The sequence below is a fragment of the uncultured Aquimarina sp. genome, assembly GCF_947500065.1.
Taxonomy (GTDB): Bacteria; Bacteroidota; Bacteroidia; order Flavobacteriales; family Flavobacteriaceae; genus Aquimarina.
Genome location: NZ_CANMQT010000014.1, coordinates 45,317 through 64,943, shown reverse-complemented (window position 1 = coordinate 64,943; position 19,627 = coordinate 45,317). Strand labels below are relative to the sequence as shown.

Sequence of the window (19,627 nt, the reverse complement as noted above, 5' to 3'; positions counted from 1 at the left end):
AGGTATTCGGACAAGTACTTCGGTTTTGGGCTATAATTTTTGTTTAGAAACAATAAGATCTCGTAATTCTTGCTGTTTTTCTTTTTCGATCATTTTTTGATGGGCATAAGCAAAAATGGCATTCTCTATAACTTCATTTTCTCTTTCTCCAGAAAGAATATAGGATATACTCGTTTTAGAGTAGGGTTTTTGATTAGGGCTTAAAATCTTGTTTTGGTTTAAGTAAGCTTGTATTTTTTTTACATGTTTACTTCCGATAACCTTTAAGATCGCAGTACGTTCTTCAGGTGTGATCATAAATAAGTTGGCTAATGTTATTGGTATAAGTATCTTTGTGAATGTTACGTTATCGTTTTGTTATACAATATTATATAAAATATTAGATATACACAAATAATAGTCAATATTTTGGATAAAAAAGATAAAATTTTAGATAGAGTTATCGTTTTTGCGGCTCATTTAGGCATTAGCCTTAGAAGTTTTAGTCTCTCTATAGGTGCAAGTGCAGGCTATTTACATAGGTTGCAATCCGCTAATAGTAATATCGGTGGTGACTTTATAGAAAAAATTATACAATTGTATACAGAAATTAATCCTGTCTGGTTGGTTACAGGAGAAGGAAATATGCTTAAAGAGGGTCATCTGGTTAAAGAATCTGGAGTTGCTTATGGCAAAAAGGATTACTTCAAACAAGCTTTACTGAGATATCTGGATGATGAGGATATCCGAGATAAACTTGCAGAAATAAAAAAGAAAGATGAGCTCAATGTAGATGGACTATAAGCTACTCAGCTACTCATTACTACATATGTTATAATATTTCTTTTGTTTCCGTAGCAGCTTCGAGGTTTACTTTTACCACAGCTATACTGTTCAGAAACTTCTTTCCGTCTTTTCTTTTAATGGTAATATTGGTTTTTCCTTTTTTTACTTCTTTATCAGTGACCACTACCTTTATTCCTTGTAATTGTTTGAAATTAGTGGTTCCTCCCTTTTTGATGATGAAATTAGTAGGAGGAAACAAGATGTGTTGATAGCTTTGCCCCGAAGGCGCTCCTAAGGTAATAACGTCTCCAACGCCTATAGTGTCTGTAGATAAAACTTCCGAATCTTGAGCATTCATCGTAACTATCGATAAAAATGCTATAAATACTAGATTTTTCATAGATGTGTAATTTTATGTAGAATGATGTGTATCCTAAAGTTACTAATATTTGGTTAACAATAAAACATAAAATTTGGTTAAATAATAGTTAATGTATTATGTGCTAATAGTAATACTATTACTTTTGAGCTAAATAGTTTTAATTATGAAATACATACTTCAAGACTTAAAGGTTAATATCAACAATAATATATACCTTAAGGATCCGGAATCTTCGACTTTAGGGAAAAAAATTGTTGAGTATAGTATTCTTTTAATTGACGAGATAGGCTTTGATAGTTTCACTTTTAAGAAACTAGGAATAAAGATAGGATCAAATGAAAGCTCGATTTACAGATATTTCGAAAATAAGCATAAACTACTCTTGTATCTTACTTCTTGGTATTGGGGATGGTTAGAATATCAGTTGGTATTTACCACCAATAGTATTTCTGATTCGAAAGAAAAACTTACGAAGGCTATTGAGATTATCACTCAGACAACAAAAGAGGATTCTTCTTTTTCTCATATTAATGAGATCCTACTTAACAAGATTGTCATTAATGAATATTCGAAATCGTATTTAACTAAAGAAGTTGATAGTGAAAACAAAGATGGATATTTTTCTATCTATAAAAGGCTGGTAAATAGAATTAAAGATATGATTATCGAAGTTGATAAGAAGTATCAATATCCTACTAGTCTAGCCAGTACTGTTACAGAAGGTGCTTTGCATCAACACTTCTTAAAGGATCATTTTTCTTCATTAACCGATTGTAATGAGAACATCACTCCAACTACCTATTTTATTGACCTAGTATTTAATTCTTTAAATAACTAAAAGAATGTCTAAAAACATATTGACCGCTTGGCAGCGCCTTATAGGACTCTTAAAACTTGATAAAAGAGATATCCTTCAAGTATTTTATTATGCAATTTTCGCAGGATTGGTAAGTTTATCGCTTCCCTTAGGGATACAAGCGATTATCAATTTACTTCAAGGAGCTCAGGTTAGTACCTCCTGGATAATTCTGGTAATTTTAGTTACCGCAGGTGTGCTATTTGTTGGGATACTTCAGCTTATGCAAATCAGAATTATTGAAAATGTACAGCAGAAGATTTTTACCAGAGCTTCCTTTGAGTTTACGTATCGATTTCCTAAAATTAAAATGAGCGAATTACGTAATTATTATCCACCAGAACTGGCCAACCGTTTTTTTGATACGTTGACAATTCAAAAGGGGTTATCTAAAATATTAGTTGATTTCCCCACAGCATTGGTTCAAATCATTTTTGGACTCTTACTATTATCTTTTTATCATCCATTCTTTATCATTTATGGCTTGTTGTTATTGGTTTTGATTTATATCGTATTTAAATATACAGCAACCAAAGGATTAGAAACAAGTTTGAGTGAATCAAAAAGTAAATACAAAGTAGCCCATTGGATTCAGGAAATCGCACGATCTATTGTAAGTTTTAAACTATCCGGTAGAACGAATCTTTCACTAAATAAGAATGATGCTCTGGTAGCCGATTATCTGGATTCCCGAGAGAGTCATTTTAGGATATTGGTGATACAATTTATTCAGATGATTGGTTTTAAAGTACTGGTAACTGCGGGACTTTTACTTATCGGTGGAGTGTTAGTATTGAACCAGCAGATGAATATCGGTCAGTTTGTAGCGGCAGAGATCATCATTTTATTAGTCATCAGTTCTGTAGAAAAATTGATCGTGGGATTGGAGTCTTTTTATGATGTACTAACGTCTTTAGAAAAAATAGGGCAGGTTGTCGATAAGGAACTAGAACCTCAGGAAGGAGAAAAACCCTTTAAAGAGAATGAAGGATTTATCATAGAACTAGACCAAGTTACTTATACAGTTCCGGATAGAGACAAAAAAATCATCGATGATATTTCTCTTAATATCTCGGAGACTTGTACGATATTAATACAAGGTTCTAATGGTTCTGGGAAGACAACACTTTTGCGATTGATTGCCGGATTAATAGAACCTGATAGCGGTAGTATTTATATTAATGATGTTTCGCTAAAAGGAGTAAATCTTAATTACTACAGAGGGCATTTAGGACAGTCGCTTACAGAAGAATCTCCTTTCGAAGGAACTATTTTAGAGAATATCACCTTCGGAGATACAAGTATTACCAGTGAACAGGTGTATTGGGCACTAGAGAAAGTTGGATTACTTCAATTTGTTAAGGAACAACCAAAAGGATTATTAACCATGTTATATCCAGAAGGTAGGCAAATTCCATATACAATTTCTAAAAAAATCGTACTAGCTCGAGGCATTGTCAGAAAACCAAAATTATTGATTCTTAAGGATCCATTAGATCAATTTAACGGAGCAGAAGCCACAAGGATTATGGATTTTCTGGCAGACCCATCAAGCCCTTGGGCATTAGTTGTAGTCAGTGAGAATAATAAATGGTCATCACGCTGCGGTAGAATTATTACAGTAGATAATGGGAAAATAGTAAGCGAAAAATAAAAAGTATGCTAAATATTTCAAATAACAAGCTCAACAAAACTGTAGATATTTTAGGGTATAAAGCATCACAGAAGGTATTTGGTAAGAAACATTATAAATACTTTAATCGGTTTTTATTAGCATTTACCATCATCATTTTTATCATCTTGTTTTTTCCCTGGACTCAGAACATCTCGGGGAATGGTTTTGTAACCACATTAACACCAGATCAGCGCCCTCAGACAATTCAGTCACCCATACCAGGCAGAATAGAACAATGGTATGTGCGAGAAGGAGATTTTGTGAAAAAAGGAGATACGATTCTACGAATTTCAGAAGTTAAAAATGAATACTTTGATCCTGATCTGGTAGCAAGAACAGGGCAGCAGATCAAAGCAAAATCTATGTCGGTTACTTCGTATGAAGAAAAGGTAAAAGCATTAGGAAATCAAGCTGAAGCACTGGTGCGAGAACGTACACTAAAATTACAACAAGCAAATAATAAGTTACTGCAATCTAGACTAAAAGTAAAGAGTGATAGTATTGATCTGCAAGCTGCCAATACCAATATTAGCATTGCAGAGCGGCAATACAATCGAATCCTGCAGTTAGAAACTGAAGGGCTAAAATCGCTGACGGATGTAGAAACAAAACGATTGAAATTACAAGAGACCCAGGCAAAATTAATTTCTCAGGAAAATAAATTACTGGCCAGTAAGAATGAAGTGATCAATGCACAGATAGAGTTGAATCGTATCCAAGCAACGTATGCAGAAAAAATCTCTAAGTCGCAGAGTGATCGATTTACCGCGCAATCTGGTCAATTTGATGCAGAAGCACAGGTAACTAAATTAGAGAATCAGTATACCAACTATGAAATACGAAATGGTTTATACATCATCAGAGCTCCTCAAACCGGATATATCAACAAAGCTATCCAATCTGGTCTTGGAGAAACCTTTAAAGAAGGGGATGAATTAGTCGGGATTATGCCATCAGAGTATGACATGGCGGTAGAAACCTTTGTAAAACCTATCGATCTGCCTTTGGTACACCTCGGTGAAGAAGTGCGAGTACAATTTGATGGATGGCCTGCGATTATTTTTAGTGGATGGCCTAATGCATCTTATGGAACTTATGGAGGTAAAATAGTTGCGGTAGAGACATTTATCAGTACTAATGGAAAATACAGAGTACTAATATCACCTGATCCCAACGATCATCCTTGGCCTGAAGGTGTGCGTGTAGGCTCTGGAGCTAACACCATTGCATTATTAGAGGATGTACCGATCTGGTTCGAATTATGGAGGCAGCTTAACGGTTTTCCTCCTAATTATTACCAACCTGAAGATAAAGCGACAACAACCAAAAAGAAAAAATAGCCTATGAACAAATACTTGTTGTACAGTTTTCTTTTTTTGACAACGGTGCTGTATGCACAGGAAGAAGATACCATTACTCTTAACTTTAAGGAGTATCTGGGTTTTGTGAAAAAACATCATCCAGTTGCAAAACAAGCGGAGTTAAACATCAGTATAGGAGAAGCGAATCTATTAAAATCCAGAGGCGGTTTTGATCCTAAAATTGAAGTAGATTACGATCGAAAAAAGTTTAAAGGATCAGAATATTATGATTTGCTGAATGCTACTTTTAAAGTGCCAACCTGGTATGGAATCGAGCTGAAAGCTAATTTCGAGCAGAATGAAGGTATTTTTCTAAATCCGGAACGAACAGTGCCAGATGAGGGATTGTATAGTGCAGGAGTATCCGTGCCTATTGCACAAGGATTATTGATCAATGATCGTATGGCGTCACTTAAAAAAGCCCGATTATTTAGAGAGCAAACCAAAGCAGATCGTGACCTTTTGGTCAATGAGATTCTATACGATGCATCATTAGCGTATTTTGATTGGCTGCAAGCATTTAATGAGAAAGAAATCTATCAGGATTTTTTAATCAATGCCAGAGCACGTTTCGATGGTATAAAAAAGAGTGCCTTAGCAGGTGATAAAGCAATTATTGATACTGTCGAGGCAAAAATCACGGTACAGAATCGTCAATTAAGTTTGGAACAAGCAAAGTTGAAACTGATGAAATCTACCTTAGACCTTTCTAATTATCTATGGATTGGGAACAATATTCCGGTAGAGTTACAGCCTAATGTGATTCCGGATAACGAGGTAGATGCAGTGATAGATCAGACATTACAGATACAGCAGGCACTGTTTGCAGAAGTAGATCTGGTAAATCATCCTAAACTAAGATCGCTGAACTATAAAATAGAAGGATTGGAGATAGATCGTAAACTGAAAGCCAATAAGTTGCTGCCTACAATTAATCTGGAATATAATTTTCTGACGGCTTCGCCAGAAGAAGCGAATTCTTTTAATACGGCAGATTACAAAGGTGGAGTAACCTTTAAGTTTCCATTATTTTTGCGGAAAGAGCGTGGTGCGGTAAAATTAGCTAAATATAAAATTCAGGACAGTCAGTATGAATTGGCAAGTGTGCAATTACAGATAGAAAATAAAGTAAATGCCATTTATAATGAGTTAGAATCTTTTAAAACTCAGAATAATTTAATCGCTAGTATTGTAAATGATTACACCACTTTATTAAAGGCAGAAGAACGCAAGTTTAGTTTTGGAGAGAGCTCGTTGTTTTTGATCAATTCCCGAGAAAGTAAATTGATTGATGCAGCGCTAAAAAGTAACAAATTACAGAATAAGTATTTCGGTACTAAAGCAAAGTTATTTAAGAATCTGGCCGTCAATCCAGAGAATTTGTAACTTACATTATATGTTTTTTTCTATGAAGAAAGAGACTTCGAGAACCTCAGTCTCCATTCGAGAACCTCAGTCTCCATTCGAGAACCTCAGTCTCCTGTGATGGCAGAAAGACTGATCGTGTACACTGAACGTTTACACTGAGCGTTTACGCTGAGCGTTTACACTGAGCGTTTACACTGAGCGTTTACACTGAGCGTTTACGCTGAGGGAAGTCGAAGTGAAGCCGAAGTGAAGCCCAAAAAACAACTCGTCTCAGTACTGTTAATATATTTCGACCCATTACGGAACCCATTATACGTATTAAGAGGTTGTCTAAAAAATAATTTTCCCTGTCATTTTCGAGCGGAGTCGAGAAATAACCATCCTTCGATTTCAGTACATTTCGATTTTGCCCAGTGATCTAAAGGGACTTTTTTTAAGCTCTTTTCCTTTGAAGGAGAGGTTTGGGATAAATGTTAATATAAGATAAAAATACATCCCTCTAAATCTCCCTTCAAAGGGAGACTTTTAAAAAAAAATATCAAAATGGAGCTCCTCTCCTTTGAAGGAGAGGCTGGGTGAGGATGTTATTCCCAGAAACTAACTCTTGTCATACACCTTCCTAAATCCCTCTTATATTTCACCCCATTACGGAACCCATTATACGTTTTAAAACAATCCTTAGAAGGATTGTTTTGTGGTTTCTAACCCCAATAATCAAATCTAATTGCCCTTAGAACAAGGGTTGCAAGCTGTATTACAGGCATTTCTTGCTTTGTAACAAGCCTTAGCACCTATAGAGAATACTTTATAAGGATTAAAATACTAGTTATAATTATTAAAACGATCCTTAGAAGAATTACCTGATAGATTCATAGCCCTAAAATTAGGGGTAACTGCCTTTTAAAATGGGTTTACAACCTTCGTTTTGACTCTTCAATCCTTCGTTTTAGGCTTTCGAAGCTTTTCGGAACTCCTTCGAAGTATTAAAACAATCCTTCGAAGGATCAATTCGTAAGATAAAGAGTATCAGGGAATGGGATCATGGTGACCATAAATCCTTTTTTTTTAATGCAGTATAAAGGGAAAATTCCCTATTATTGTGTTATGCAAAAACGGGTATAATCCCGCATTTTTTATGAAAGTGCATACCTATATTTTTAGCAGAATAAAATAATGTAATACACTAATTCTGATATGTCAACTACATTTTCTGTGATGGTCAAACAAATAGTCACTGAAGGAAACACGGATGTTATTCCTAATCCCGCGCGATCCGGGTATTTGTGTTTGCCAAAGGATTTTTTAACTGAGTTAATCCGGTTTGTATCCATGATGCAGGTACTAAAGATAGGAATTGGGAGTGAAATTGCAGCGATAAAAAATGATTTAGAAGTAGCCAATCAATCACCGTTTATTTCACAATCAGATGATCGATTGTATAAACTAATGGTTGGTGCCATAGATCGTATAAGTATTATCTGTACTAAAGAAGGAGAACGAGCACAAACGATAGGAGAGATGAACCTGGCAGAAACCTATGCATGGTCCATAGCAGGATGCCTATTATTTTTAGAATACTCCGAATCGATGGAATAGTATATGTGTCATTCTGCCGTAGGGCGGAATCCATAATTCTGGTAAAAGATCCGTTGTGGATTCCAGTCTATATTTCGACAAGCTCCATATGACATGCTGGAATGACAAAAAAAAGCAAACAACACAATTATGAAATAAACCGATAACAGTCATTTTATTTTCATATATTTAAAAACCCAAGTGTGTTATTATTTCCCCAAAATCTAATAGCACATCATTATCAGAAAGCCATAGACTTTCTATTAACGTAAATAACCAATCGCCCTACGAGTACAGATTCCTGTAGTCTTATTTCATCGTTGTACATACTAAAGTATCACCATTGCGGATTCCTGTATGGGATAGAATTGTCGTTGTGGTAGTGTATAGAATGAATAGTAATTGGTGATTGTATTTCCGAGATGTAGAGAATATGATTACCGTGGTTACTGTACGCAACTGTTATAATCAATTTAAAAACGAACTAACCAAAAAAACTAATACTTATGAATAGAAAAGACTTTGTTAAACATTCAGCTTTAGGCTTAGGAAGTTTAACTTTAATTTCGAGTTTAGCATCTTGTGAAGAAGAATCCGATAAAAAAAATGAAGTAATCGAAAAATCTTCAAAAATCATAGAAGCATCTTCTATTGCCTTGCCGCCTAAAGTTTCAGAACTTTTTGGTTCAAGAGGCCATAGACTGCATCACTCGCTATGGCATGGATTAAGAGACTTTTGGGATAGATCTGATAAGGTTTCAGAATTAGCCAAAAAAGAGATTACAAAATTAAACTGGAATCCACCGCGTCCTGCTCTTCAATGGCAACGAGGTGGTTGGACACCATTAACTTTGAATGGCTCTGGGATTGATTTTTTGTTTATGCACAGAGAAATGATTTTTGAATTTGACAATGCAATGAAAAAAGAAGGAGAAGATCCAGATATTGGATGGATTTTAATTCCTGAACCTGGTTTATATCCTGAATTTGAAGTGCCACCAGTTTGGGAATTACCAGAAAACTTAAAATGGCTTCAGAGACGCTTTGCATCTGTTAAAACAGATGATTTTTATTGGTCAAGAATAAGATGGTGGGATAGAGAATTTCACGATCACAGTTATTTAAGAACGTTAACTCTAGGACAATTAGGTTCATTAATGGAAACATCGGTGCATAATGATATGCATATGCGATGGGCAAGTCAACCATACGATCCAGTAACGGGAGAAGCCATACCTATGGGAAGAGACGAGATTGATATAGATGTAAAATGGGATTCTGTGAAATATGATTTTTTAGGAGAAACATATTCGTCACACGTACATCCAATTTTTTGGAGATTACATAAATGGGTTGACAATATTATTGATGAGTGGTATAAAGCACACGAAACAATCCATAAAGGAGAGATTGAAAAAATTGAAGTTAACGGAATTACTTGGTACAAATCTTCTAAATGGATAGAGGTTGATAATCCTTGGTCAGCACCTTCACCACATGCACATCATGATATAGAAACTATGGAGAAAGTATCTGGAATATTATTCCCGAAGAACGAAGGGATTTTGAAAGATACTAAAAGATCCGTTGATACAAAACCGATGACTTGGTTCTAATCTAGAAACTAACTGCAGAAAGAGATCAGGCATAAACGATAGGAGAGATGAAGTTAGCAGAAACCTATGCCTGATCCATTGCAGGATGCCGATTATTTTTAGAGTATTTAGAATCGATGGAGTAGCATATGTGGCATTCCGCTGCAGAGCGGAATCCATAATCTTGGTAAAAGATCCGTTGTGGATTCCAGTCTATATTTCGACAAGCTCAATATGACACGCTGGAATGACAAAACAACAATAAGAATGACAATATGAAACAAACCAACAACAATCATTTTATTTTCATATATTTAAAAACCCAAGTGCGTTATTATTTCCCCAAAACTTCATAACACATTCATGCCAGAGAGTGATCCGCTTTCGACTAACGTGAATATACAAACGTTAGCCACAATTAAGGTCAAGAAAAGATGTGTTCAAATATGAATGGTAACACAATAGATAAATAAAGATGAAATTGTATTCTAAATTATCAGAAGTATATGAAGCTATGTATACTACCTTTATTAATTACGAGGAAGAATATAAGTTTTATAATAAAATACTTTCTAAGCACAAAAAATTAAACCTTCTTGAAATCGGAAGTGGGACAGGTAATTTAGCTATCTATTTTGAAGAAAATGGCTATGAATATTGTGGATTAGACTTGAGTAAAGAAATGGTAGATATATCAAAACGTAAGTTGCCTCTGAGTAAATTTATAGTAGGAGATATGAGAACCTTTACCACTAAAAATAAGGTGGATAGTGTAATAGTAACTGGAAGAACAATCAGTTATTTATTAAGTAATAATGATTTAATGTCAGCTTTTGCAAGCATTTATGAAAATTTAAAAATTGGAGGAATAATAAGTTTTGATTTTATTGATGCCAATAGATTTATACCTAGAATTTTAAAAGGAGAAAAAATAACACATGAGGCGATTTACAAAGGCGTACAATATAAACGCAAAAGTAAGTGGGAATTAAGTTTAAAAGCGGGAATGGATTTTATTTGGCACTCAGAATACAGTAAAAAAGTAGGAGATAAATTCTTGAAGATAGAAGATGATACTTCGATAGTAAGAACATTTACAAAGGATGAAATTGAGATATTCTTATTGATAAATAATTTTGAAATTAAAGAGGTCATAAATAGAGAAACCTATGCTTTTCCAACATATGTAATTGTCGCTGAGAAAATTGAAAAATAAAATGAAGACCCGAATCCAGAATAACAAAACAACAACTTGTCATTCCGCCGTACTTGTCTACCGTAACATTTGTGAAGGTAGAGAGCGGAATCCAGAGTCTCTAAAAACAACGACCTGTCATTCCAGCGTAGGCTGGAATCCAGAATAAAAACGACAACTATAAATAAATAAAAAAACAACCTGTCATTCCGCCGTAGGGCGGAATCCAGAATTAATAAAATCCGTCAGCCTGTCTACCATACCAGGTAGATTCGAGTGCTTCGACTTTAGGAGAAGTGTACTTCGACAAGCTCAGCAGAACTATCGAGAATAGGATTTTAAACAACAACAGTCATTTTATTTTCATATATTTAAAAACCCAAGTGTGTTATTATTTCCCCAAAATCTAATAGTGCATCATTACCAGAAAGTAATTCACTTTCTACTAACGTAAATAACCAATCGCCCTACGAGTACAGATTCCTGTAGTCCTATTTCATCGTTGTATATACTAAAATACCACCATTGCGGATTCCCGTAAGGAATTGATTTGTGGTTGTGGTAGTTTGGTGGAGAGAATTTAATATGAATTAGTGGCTATATATTATATATAATAAGAGATATGGTTACCGTGGTAGCTATACACAATTGTTAGCAACAAACAAAAGTAAACGACCTATTTATCTGAATGAATGGAAATAAAATTACCAAATATTGAAAAGCTTATTTTTACCAATGGGAGCAATTTCATTAAACAGTCTTTTAATGACTCTCCAATCGTAAATTTTGAATTCGTTCAAAGCACCCCATTTATAATTTCTTCAAACAAAGAATCTTACTTCATTACCAGTAAACTTGAAGATGAAATACCCGAAGGTTGCAATTATGCTCTTTTAACTACAAAGAAACCTTACAAGAAAGATTTTGAAGCTAGCTCTTTAAAAATCAAAAGGTGGTTAAAACATCCTGCATTTGAAGATTTGACTCCTGAAGATGTTGTAAGCTCATGGAAGGGTAAATTTAAATTTATAAAGGAAGATGTTGATAATGACATTAAAGGATTACGACCACCTCAAATTGGGGCTTTATACTCGATATTAGCTCATGTTCAAACTCCTGAAGATAAGGGGATAGTTGTGATGCCAACGGGAACAGGGAAAACAGAAACAATGCTATCAACCTTAGTAGCTAATGAGTGTAAGAAGCTTTTAGTAGCTGTTCCATCCGATTCACTGCGCACCCAACTATCTAACAAGTTTATCACTCTTGGGTTATTAAGAGAATTTGGAATAGTTGATGAAACTTGCCACAATCCAATAGTAGGTGTCATAAATCAAAAATTTGATAGTCAAGAAGATCTTTTAGAGTTCATATCTAAAACGAATGTAGTTGTTACGACTATGAATATTCTTACTGGTAGTACATATCAGCAACAAATGACTTTTGCTCAAAACTTTAGCCATTTATTTGTTGATGAAGCACATCATTCCGAAGCAAGTACTTGGAAGAAATTTATAAAAAACTTCGATAAGGAGAAGGTATTTCTTTTTACTGCAACACCTTTTAGAAACGATGGTAAGAATTTAGATGGAAAATTCATTTTTAACTTCTCTCTTAAAGAAGCGCAAAAGCAAGGGTATTATAAAAAAATAAACTATTTACCCATAAGAGAGTATGATAAGGAAGAGGCTGATAAAAAGATAGCAAGTACGGCAGTAGCTAAATTAAGAGAAGATATTGCTAATGGCTATCCGCATATAATCATGGCAAGATGTGTTTCAAAGAATAGAGCTAAAGAAGTCTTTGAGCACTATGAAGAATATGAAGATTTAAAACCCGTAATTGTTTATACAGGAGTTGCAGGTTTAAAGGACAAGGTTAAAGCGATAAAGGAAAAGAAGCATAGTATTATCGTTTGTGTAAATATGTTAGGAGAAGGGTTTGATCTTCCCGAATTAAAGATAGCAGCAATACATGATGAAAGGCAAAGCTTGCCAATTACACTTCAATTTGTTGGTAGGTTTACTAGGACATCTTTTGTAAGTCTTGGCAATGCGAGTTTTATAACGAACATTGCATATCCTCCTATTCAACAAGAGCTAAATCACCTTTATGCTAAAAATGCGGATTGGAACCTATTGCTTCCAAACTTGAGTGAAGGTGCCACCGATAAAGAAATTAATTTCCAAGAATTCTTAGACGGGTTCAATGATCTTGAAAATTCGGAAATACCTTTTCAAAATATCAACCCAGCTATGAGTTCGGTTGTATTCCGAAACAATGGAGATGACTGGGATCCTAATAATTGGAAAGAGGGTATTAATAACATCGATGCATATGAACATCAATTTAGCAAACATAATCCTAAAAAAAACACATTAGTAATTATTTTAGGGAAAGTAGAAAAAGTTGAATGGGGTGATTTTGACGTAGTTCAAAACATGGATTGGAATATGATTGTAGTTCATTGGGACCTAAGACCAAAGAAGAATTTAGTATTTGTCCATACTTCATTAAAAAACTTATCATCTACTAAGCTTGTTAAGGCAATTTTTGGAGATGTGGTTAGTGAGATTAAAGGCATGGATATGTTCAAGATTTTCCATGAAGTCAAGAGGCTAACCCTATATAATGTTGGAGCTAGAAAAGGTACAGGGCGTGATATAAGTTTTCAATCCTTTTTTGGAAAAGGTGTACAAGATGGTTTAAAGTTGTTAGAACAAGGAACTCTAATTAAAAACAATGTATTTGGTGTAGGTTTTAAAAATGGAGAGAAGGTTTCTTTAGGATGTTCTGTGAAGGGTAAAGTATGGTCGTATTTAAGGGGTAATTTAAATGAATTAACTCAGTGGTGTAGAGATATTGGGGATGTACTTGATAATCCTAAAATCAATCCGAATACTGTATTAGAAAACACTCTAGTTCCAGTAATAATTACCGAAAGACCAAATGTTGTCCCAATTGCAATTGAATGGCACCATGAGATGTTTGAATATTCAGAAAATAGATATGTAATAAGTTTAAATGGAATTCATTATAACCTATCTAATTCTGAATTGAATATAGTTGATACTCCTAATGATTCGCCATTACGTTTCTGTTTTAAATGTGAAGATTACAGCATTGAATATGAGTTGATTTTGGGATCAAGAATTGTTGATGATGTAGAACAACCTTTTCACCAAATCAAGAAACTCTCGCCGGAAAACCCTATAATATCTTATGGAAACAAAAGAGAGGATTTAACTAACTTCTTACAAGAAGTTACTCCTACTTTTTGGTTTACAAATGGTGGTCAATTATTTCAAAATAGCTACGTTGTTCCTAAGGAAAGGGTGGATGGAATTTCATTGGATAGTATTACTCCAATGAATTGGGATGGTGTTTCTATAAAAGACGAAGCACAAGGTATTGCTCCATATAAAAAAGAATCGATACAATATAATTTTATAGAGAAGATTAGAGAAGATTATGAAATCATCTATGATGATGATGGACCAGGAGAGATTGCAGATGTGATAGGAATCAATAATGGAGATAAGGTAATAGACATACATTTATTTCATTTAAAGTTTGCTAAAGGTGGACGTACTGGTAACGATATAGGCAACTTTTATGAAGTATGTGGACAAGCGCAAAAATCCCTTAATTGGAAATATCGTGATGGAAAAGAATTCTTTAATCATCTTTTACGAAGGGTAACCAAATCTAAAAAAGGAGCCAGTTGTAGTAGAATTATCAAGGGCAATGAAGATGATTTAGAGCTATTATTAAATGCTGCCAAATGGACTAAGGAAATGAAGTTTCACATTTATATAGTTCAACCAAGTTTAATAAAGGGAAAAGGATCAGATAACATTATGTTACTCTTAGGTAATACACATCATTATTTACATACCGTTGGAAATGTGGAACTAAAAGTTTATTCAAGTTGAAAAAGCGAGCTAACTAACACCGTATATAAAATCATAACAGCCTAAGGGATGTTAAGTTCCATATATTAACCGTTACCACAAATTAAAAAAAATGCAACTACCGAGAAAACATTTCTTTGAAACAAAAAAGCTTTTAAAAAGTGTTTCTACTGAAAAAATTGCAAAATGGCTATTAGAGGAAGGTTATTTTCCAGAACAATATATTGTTCCACCTACGTTCAAAGTATCAAAATTTGATTTAAAACCAACACCTTTCATTGAGGTGGATATTACTGGAGCAAATCCAAAATTTGATGTTGAAAAAAGTGAATTAATAAATGTTTCATTTCCAAAGACACAATTAACGGATAGAACATTTGGAGTTATTGAACCGAAAATTTATCACGATATAGTTTGGTACTTAATGAATGAATGGGATTTAATAACAAACCATTTATTTAATTCAAAAAACAAAATCTACTGCTATAGCTTTCCAATTCCTGTCACTAAAAAAAATGAAGGAGAATTAGGGAATTTAAGAGCAGGAAGAATGATTTATGAATTTCTGGAAATGGCTGAAAATGATTTAGTCGCAGAAGCTTTTAATTATAAATACATTTTAAAAACAGACATAAAAAACTTCTATCCTTCAATTTACACTCATAGTATTGCTTGGGCAATTCACACGAAAAAAGTAATTAGAACAAGTGGGAACAGAAATGCTTATGATAGGTTTTTAGGATTGAAGTTGGATAAACTAATACAATATGCTAATGATGGTTGTACAAATGGAATTCCTATTGGCCCTGCGATATCAGATTTAATTGCAGAAATAATTTTATCAGCAGTAGACACTGAAAGCTCTAAAGAAATAGACAAACTAAAAATTGATTTTTTAGCAGTCCGATTTAAAGATGATTATAGAATTCTTTGTCAATCAAAAGAAGAAGCAAATACGATAATAAGAATACTACAAAAGCAATTAAAAAATTTCAATTTAGCACTAAATGATGACAAATCAGAAGTAAATGAATTACCTGAAGGGTTATTTAGAGAATGGACTGCTGATTACCAACAATTTTCATTGCGATATAAAAATAAAATAACTTATAATAGATTTGAAAAATCTTTAAGGGGAACTTTAAAAGTAGATAAGACACATAAAGGAACTGGTGTTGTTGACCGATTTTTAAGTGAACTTTCATCTAATTCTTTTAATCTAAAATTAGACTTTAATGAAAAGAACTTGATGAAAGCAATTAGTCTTTTACTTTTACTGAAAGAACGCAGATATAAATCATTTCCTCAAATTCTTGCCCTAATCGAAAAGATAATTGAAAAATATTCTACAAATAAGTCTGTAATGCATAAAATAGAAAAAGCAATTGAGAATTTGTTTAACGACAAAATGAAAAATATTGAAGACAATCAATATGATTTAATTTGGTTAATATACTTTATTAAATCTAATGATATTTTTTTAATAAAGTTTCCGAGAAAAATTAAATCACCGCTAATAAAAAGTTTGAAAGCTAATCGAAGTGAGTTTTTTAAACCTTTACCAAGTGGGATAAAAATATTTGAGACAATTAAAAAGAAAGGAAGTAATAAATCTATGCTTGAACATTTAGCAGTATTTAAAAAGGAATAACTAGGAGGTAACAACTTGTATAAAGCATAGTCTCTCCGCCAGTCGCCACCTCAGGCGGACAGGTGTGACTAGTGGCGGTAAATATTAGTATTAAGAGATTCAATTAAAAGTTTACATATATCAAGAAAGGCCATAAAACCCTTTAGGTGGTTTTCAACATGTTTTTTGCACACTACATTTATATACAAGATCTTTGGCGGTCTACAGATGATTAAAGAAAGACATATATGAACTTACAAGAGATTTCAGTTTTAGAATCAAAATTTAAAAGACACAAAATTGCTTACCAAATACAAGGGTATAAAGTGATCATAGGGAATGCTAAAATTGACTACACTACTCTTTTAGGGCTGGTTGTTCTGCCACTGATTATATTAATTGGTATGGCCTATTACCTATTTATTGAGAATATAGAAATCTTTTATAAAATGCCGTTAAGAGCAATTCTTGTAATGATGGCAGTACTAAGTATTTCATTATTTTTCTTATGGAGGTTGCGATCCAATAAAAATATAAATAGTAGTACCAAAACCCTGTACAATAAGTCGTTAAAAATTGAAAATAAAAACTTTGCTAAAAGTTTTGACAAAAAAAATATACAAACTATCGCATATAATGTAAGTTGTTTTGAAAATGATGTGTATGAAGGAACATTATTTCTAGTAGATAATGAAGAGACTACACCCGCTCTGCGAAGTTTGCAACTTCGTAGCATCAAAGGTTAGATAACAGCATAAACCGATAAGCGCATTCTATAGAGAAATTATTTTTTACTTTTGGATTTGACAAAGAAAGAGTTTCTAATTCATGAGTACTACGCAACCAACCAAGAATATAGTAAAAACAGTATGGAATACATACATCAGTAGTGCTGCATGGCGTTGGTTTCAGAAAGCAATTATATTGATAATTTTCTCTTTAGTAGTAAATCATTTAGCAGCGAGTGATAATTTTCTGGATAGTGGATCGTATAGATTCCCCATAGAAGGTTTTCTGTCGACTATCGTTTTATCTATTCTCGTTGGAATCATAGCGGATTTTAATTTTAAATTTTACAAGAAAAAATATTTTTCTAAAAAGGTAGAAATCATCACTGTCATAAGGTTTATGATTTCTACGCTGGGATATATTACACTCATGTATATTCCTGTAAATATTATTGTAGATAAAGTAGCAGGTGGACAGACAGTGTTCTATTATTTATTAATTGGTTTACTAATTACCTTATTATTGTGTTTTATTCTCATAGGTTTATTGTATGCCCAAGACCTATACAATTTATATAAGTTATCTATAAGGGAAGCTGAAATTACTATTGATAATGGCACGAAAATGACAAAGCTTACCTATGAAAATATTGCGTGCTTTTATAGCGAAAACAAAATTGTATATACTGTTCAGAATGATGGCAGCACAATTAACACCGATTTTACATTAAATGAGCTCGAAGAAAAAATAAACGATCAATTATTTTTTAGAGCCAATCGACAAATTATCATTCACAAAGATACTGTAGACCTCATTGAAAAGATTGAAAATGGTAAGTTGCGTATTCAGTTAAAAGCTTTCATTGAGAACGATAGTATTGCTGAAATCAATATCAGCCGTTACAAGCGAAAAGCATTTATGAATTGGTTTCAATAAAAGATGCCAAAAACTATCGACTATTCAGTTATAAATTACGACCACTCAGTAAAAACACACCTATCTAAAGGGGTTTTCAGGGATTTTGTTCATTATTTCGTTTAGAATTTAAAATCAAAAAACAATGAACAAAATCACCTTACGACAAATATTAATTCCATTAATTACCATTGCAATCATCTGCTTTTTATGGTTTGGACCATTCCGTATAACCATAGAAAATATCATTATTTCTATAGTAATCATTATAGCCAATTATATAGAATATAAAGGGAAACCATTTTCAGCACTTGGATTTCAACGTGAAAAATTCACATTCAAAAACATTTTCGTACTTGCTCCATTAGTTACACTAGGACTCTTTGTTTTTTATGTCTTTGTATTGGTTCCTGGAATTACAAAACTCACAGGAGTTCCCATAGATTATTCAGGTTTTGATCAATTAAAAGGAAATCTTCCAGCCTTTTTAATTACTTTATTATTAGTGTGGGCTACAGCGGGATTTGGAGAAGAAATAATCTTTCGTGGTTATTTTATGCGACAATTTGTAAAATTCTTTGGAGAAAGCAAAGTCAGTATTGTGCTTAACATTGTCCTAATTACTGGTTTTTTTGGCTTTATGCATAGTTCTCAAGGAATTACCGGGCAACTTGTTACTTGGATTGTCGGAGCGCTCTTAGCCCTGATATTCTACTTGCGTAAATACGATTTGTGGTTTATTATTGCCGTACATGGTTTTTTTAATACCATAGCTTTAACCTGTATTTACTTTGATTTGGTGTAACGATACCAAGTAACAACACCTACACCCTAAATTAACCCTATAAAACCCGATCTACGAAGTTTGCAACTTCGTAGCATCAACGATTAATAACAACAGAAATCTTTCCGTTTAACACATCTCCATCCGATTTCTATGATTAAACCAACAGATAAGAATATTCTAAACGTAAGTCCTAAATAATAGATTTTAACATTTCTATAATAAAAACTAGCTAAAAATATCTCAAACCCACTACTATAAGTGGGGAGGGGGTACTTGTATAAGTGGGTATACATCAGTTAGAACATAACTTAGGGTACTTATGGAAGTGGGTACTCTTGTCGAAAAGGTCGGCATGGGGTACTGCAAATTGACGAAGGGGGGACTTCAAACAGAAGTGGCACTTGTGTTAGAGCTAAGTGTCACTTGCCATAGAGCTAAGATAGACTTAGCTACGAGGTACCCCCTTGGTACTCCAGAGGTAGGGAGAGGGTACTTAAGAAGTACCCCTTAATGACTAAGTGACGTTAATTTTTTAACAAATACATTATCTTCTAATGCTCTCTGTCTCGTTCCAGCTCTCCGAAGTTTGCAACTTCGGAGGATCAACGATTAATAACAACAGAAACCTTTCCGTTTAAGACACCTCCATATGTATCAATGAGCATTCATGGAGTCAAACCACTAAAATAATTCAAGGCATTTCCCCTGTTTGTTAAAAGGTCTTTTAACTATTTATTAGGGATTTATTTCCCCTATGAAAACAAATAACTTTCTGATTGTTAGAGATTTATAATCTGTATAAACTTTCAGATACGTCAAGGCTATTTTTAATAATTGATATTCAGAGTATATTTGAGTCTATCCTACATCAGTCATGCAA

16 protein-coding genes are annotated in these 19,627 nt (G+C 33.5%); 14 read left to right on the top strand and 2 right to left on the bottom strand.

The window, feature by feature from the left end; genetic code table 11:
• Window positions 1-30 precede the first annotated feature (30 nt).
• Window positions 31-297, bottom strand: coding sequence for a recombinase family protein (locus Q0975_RS25250; protein ID WP_299442647.1), 267 nt, complete (start codon window positions 295-297; stop codon window positions 31-33).
• A 111-nt stretch (window positions 298-408) separates the two neighbouring features.
• Between Q0975_RS25250 and Q0975_RS25245 the strand changes: the two genes are divergently transcribed.
• Window positions 409-783, top strand: coding sequence for a hypothetical protein (locus Q0975_RS25245; RefSeq protein WP_299442644.1), 375 nt, complete (start codon window positions 409-411; stop codon window positions 781-783).
• A gap of 28 nt (window positions 784-811) precedes the next feature.
• Here Q0975_RS25245 and Q0975_RS25240 read toward each other — a convergent pair whose 3' ends face one another.
• Entirely contained in the window at window positions 812-1,165 is a 354-nt protein-coding gene (locus Q0975_RS25240) for a hypothetical protein (RefSeq protein ID WP_299442641.1), read from the bottom strand.
• 145 nt (window positions 1,166-1,310) lie between these two features.
• Between Q0975_RS25240 and Q0975_RS25235 the strand changes: the two genes are divergently transcribed.
• From Q0975_RS25235 to Q0975_RS25175, 13 genes are all read left to right on the top strand, one after another.
• On the top strand, window positions 1,311-1,985 hold the full coding sequence (locus Q0975_RS25235) for a TetR/AcrR family transcriptional regulator (RefSeq protein ID WP_299442638.1): 675 nt from the start codon (window positions 1,311-1,313) through the stop codon (window positions 1,983-1,985).
• Between the two features lie 4 nt (window positions 1,986-1,989).
• Entirely contained in the window at window positions 1,990-3,657 is a 1,668-nt protein-coding gene (locus Q0975_RS25230; protein ID WP_299442635.1) for an ATP-binding cassette domain-containing protein, read from the top strand.
• Between the two features lie 5 nt (window positions 3,658-3,662).
• Window positions 3,663-5,018 carry a biotin/lipoyl-binding protein gene (locus tag Q0975_RS25225; RefSeq protein WP_299442632.1) on the top strand — a complete coding sequence of 452 codons (1,356 nt, stop codon included), beginning with the start codon at window positions 3,663-3,665 and terminating at the stop codon, window positions 5,016-5,018.
• A 3-nt stretch (window positions 5,019-5,021) separates the two neighbouring features.
• The gene (locus Q0975_RS25220; RefSeq protein ID WP_299442629.1) at window positions 5,022-6,425 is read left to right on the top strand and encodes a TolC family protein; all 1,404 of its coding nucleotides are present in this window, start codon (window positions 5,022-5,024) and stop codon (window positions 6,423-6,425) included.
• 1,176 nt (window positions 6,426-7,601) lie between these two features.
• Complete coding sequence (locus tag Q0975_RS25215) at window positions 7,602-8,003, top strand: hypothetical protein (protein WP_299442626.1); 402 nt, start codon at window positions 7,602-7,604, stop codon at window positions 8,001-8,003.
• A 485-nt stretch (window positions 8,004-8,488) separates the two neighbouring features.
• Window positions 8,489-9,598, top strand: a complete 1,110-nt coding sequence (locus tag Q0975_RS25210) for a hypothetical protein (protein ID WP_299442623.1) — start codon at window positions 8,489-8,491, stop codon at window positions 9,596-9,598.
• A 454-nt stretch (window positions 9,599-10,052) separates the two neighbouring features.
• On the top strand, window positions 10,053-10,793 hold the full coding sequence (locus Q0975_RS25205) for a class I SAM-dependent methyltransferase (RefSeq protein WP_299442620.1): 741 nt from the start codon (window positions 10,053-10,055) through the stop codon (window positions 10,791-10,793).
• 1 nt (window position 10,794) lies between these two features.
• Window positions 10,795-10,941 carry a hypothetical protein gene (locus Q0975_RS25200; RefSeq protein WP_299442617.1) on the top strand — a complete coding sequence of 49 codons (147 nt, stop codon included), beginning with the start codon at window positions 10,795-10,797 and terminating at the stop codon, window positions 10,939-10,941.
• 523 nt (window positions 10,942-11,464) lie between these two features.
• Window positions 11,465-14,707 (top strand): DEAD/DEAH box helicase family protein, encoded by a 3,243-nt coding sequence (locus tag Q0975_RS25195; RefSeq protein ID WP_299442614.1) that lies wholly within the window; start codon window positions 11,465-11,467, stop codon window positions 14,705-14,707.
• A gap of 262 nt (window positions 14,708-14,969) precedes the next feature.
• On the top strand, window positions 14,970-16,337 hold the full coding sequence (locus Q0975_RS25190) for an RNA-directed DNA polymerase (RefSeq protein ID WP_299442611.1): 1,368 nt from the start codon (window positions 14,970-14,972) through the stop codon (window positions 16,335-16,337).
• Between the two features lie 227 nt (window positions 16,338-16,564).
• Window positions 16,565-17,062 (top strand): hypothetical protein, encoded by a 498-nt coding sequence (locus Q0975_RS25185; protein WP_299442608.1) that lies wholly within the window; start codon window positions 16,565-16,567, stop codon window positions 17,060-17,062.
• Between the two features lie 82 nt (window positions 17,063-17,144).
• The gene (locus Q0975_RS25180; protein WP_299442605.1) at window positions 17,145-17,981 is read left to right on the top strand and encodes a LytTR family DNA-binding domain-containing protein; all 837 of its coding nucleotides are present in this window, start codon (window positions 17,145-17,147) and stop codon (window positions 17,979-17,981) included.
• 124 nt (window positions 17,982-18,105) lie between these two features.
• Window positions 18,106-18,765, top strand: coding sequence for a CPBP family intramembrane glutamic endopeptidase (locus Q0975_RS25175; RefSeq protein ID WP_299442602.1), 660 nt, complete (start codon window positions 18,106-18,108; stop codon window positions 18,763-18,765).
• Window positions 18,766-19,627: the final 862 nt, after the last annotated feature.

Excerpts from the sequence above, each read along its gene's own strand:
- Q0975_RS25250 (WP_299442647.1), bottom strand. The coding sequence starts at position 297 with ATGATCACACCTGAAGAACGTACTGCGATCTTAAAGGTTATCGGAAGT.
- Q0975_RS25240 (WP_299442641.1), bottom strand. The coding sequence starts at position 1,165 with ATGAAAAATCTAGTATTTATAGCATTTTTATCGATAGTTACGATGAAT.
- Q0975_RS25235 (WP_299442638.1), top strand. The coding sequence starts at position 1,311 with ATGAAATACATACTTCAAGACTTAAAGGTTAATATCAACAATAATATA.
- Q0975_RS25230 (WP_299442635.1), top strand. The coding sequence starts at position 1,990 with ATGTCTAAAAACATATTGACCGCTTGGCAGCGCCTTATAGGACTCTTA.
- Q0975_RS25225 (WP_299442632.1), top strand. The coding sequence starts at position 3,663 with ATGCTAAATATTTCAAATAACAAGCTCAACAAAACTGTAGATATTTTA.
- Q0975_RS25220 (WP_299442629.1), top strand. The coding sequence starts at position 5,022 with ATGAACAAATACTTGTTGTACAGTTTTCTTTTTTTGACAACGGTGCTG.
- Q0975_RS25215 (WP_299442626.1), top strand. The coding sequence starts at position 7,602 with ATGTCAACTACATTTTCTGTGATGGTCAAACAAATAGTCACTGAAGGA.
- Q0975_RS25210 (WP_299442623.1), top strand. The coding sequence starts at position 8,489 with ATGAATAGAAAAGACTTTGTTAAACATTCAGCTTTAGGCTTAGGAAGT.
- Q0975_RS25205 (WP_299442620.1), top strand. The coding sequence starts at position 10,053 with ATGAAATTGTATTCTAAATTATCAGAAGTATATGAAGCTATGTATACT.
- Q0975_RS25200 (WP_299442617.1), top strand. The coding sequence starts at position 10,795 with ATGAAGACCCGAATCCAGAATAACAAAACAACAACTTGTCATTCCGCC.
- Q0975_RS25195 (WP_299442614.1), top strand. The coding sequence starts at position 11,465 with ATGGAAATAAAATTACCAAATATTGAAAAGCTTATTTTTACCAATGGG.
- Q0975_RS25185 (WP_299442608.1), top strand. The coding sequence starts at position 16,565 with ATGAACTTACAAGAGATTTCAGTTTTAGAATCAAAATTTAAAAGACAC.
- Q0975_RS25180 (WP_299442605.1), top strand. The coding sequence starts at position 17,145 with ATGAGTACTACGCAACCAACCAAGAATATAGTAAAAACAGTATGGAAT.
- Q0975_RS25175 (WP_299442602.1), top strand. The coding sequence starts at position 18,106 with ATGAACAAAATCACCTTACGACAAATATTAATTCCATTAATTACCATT.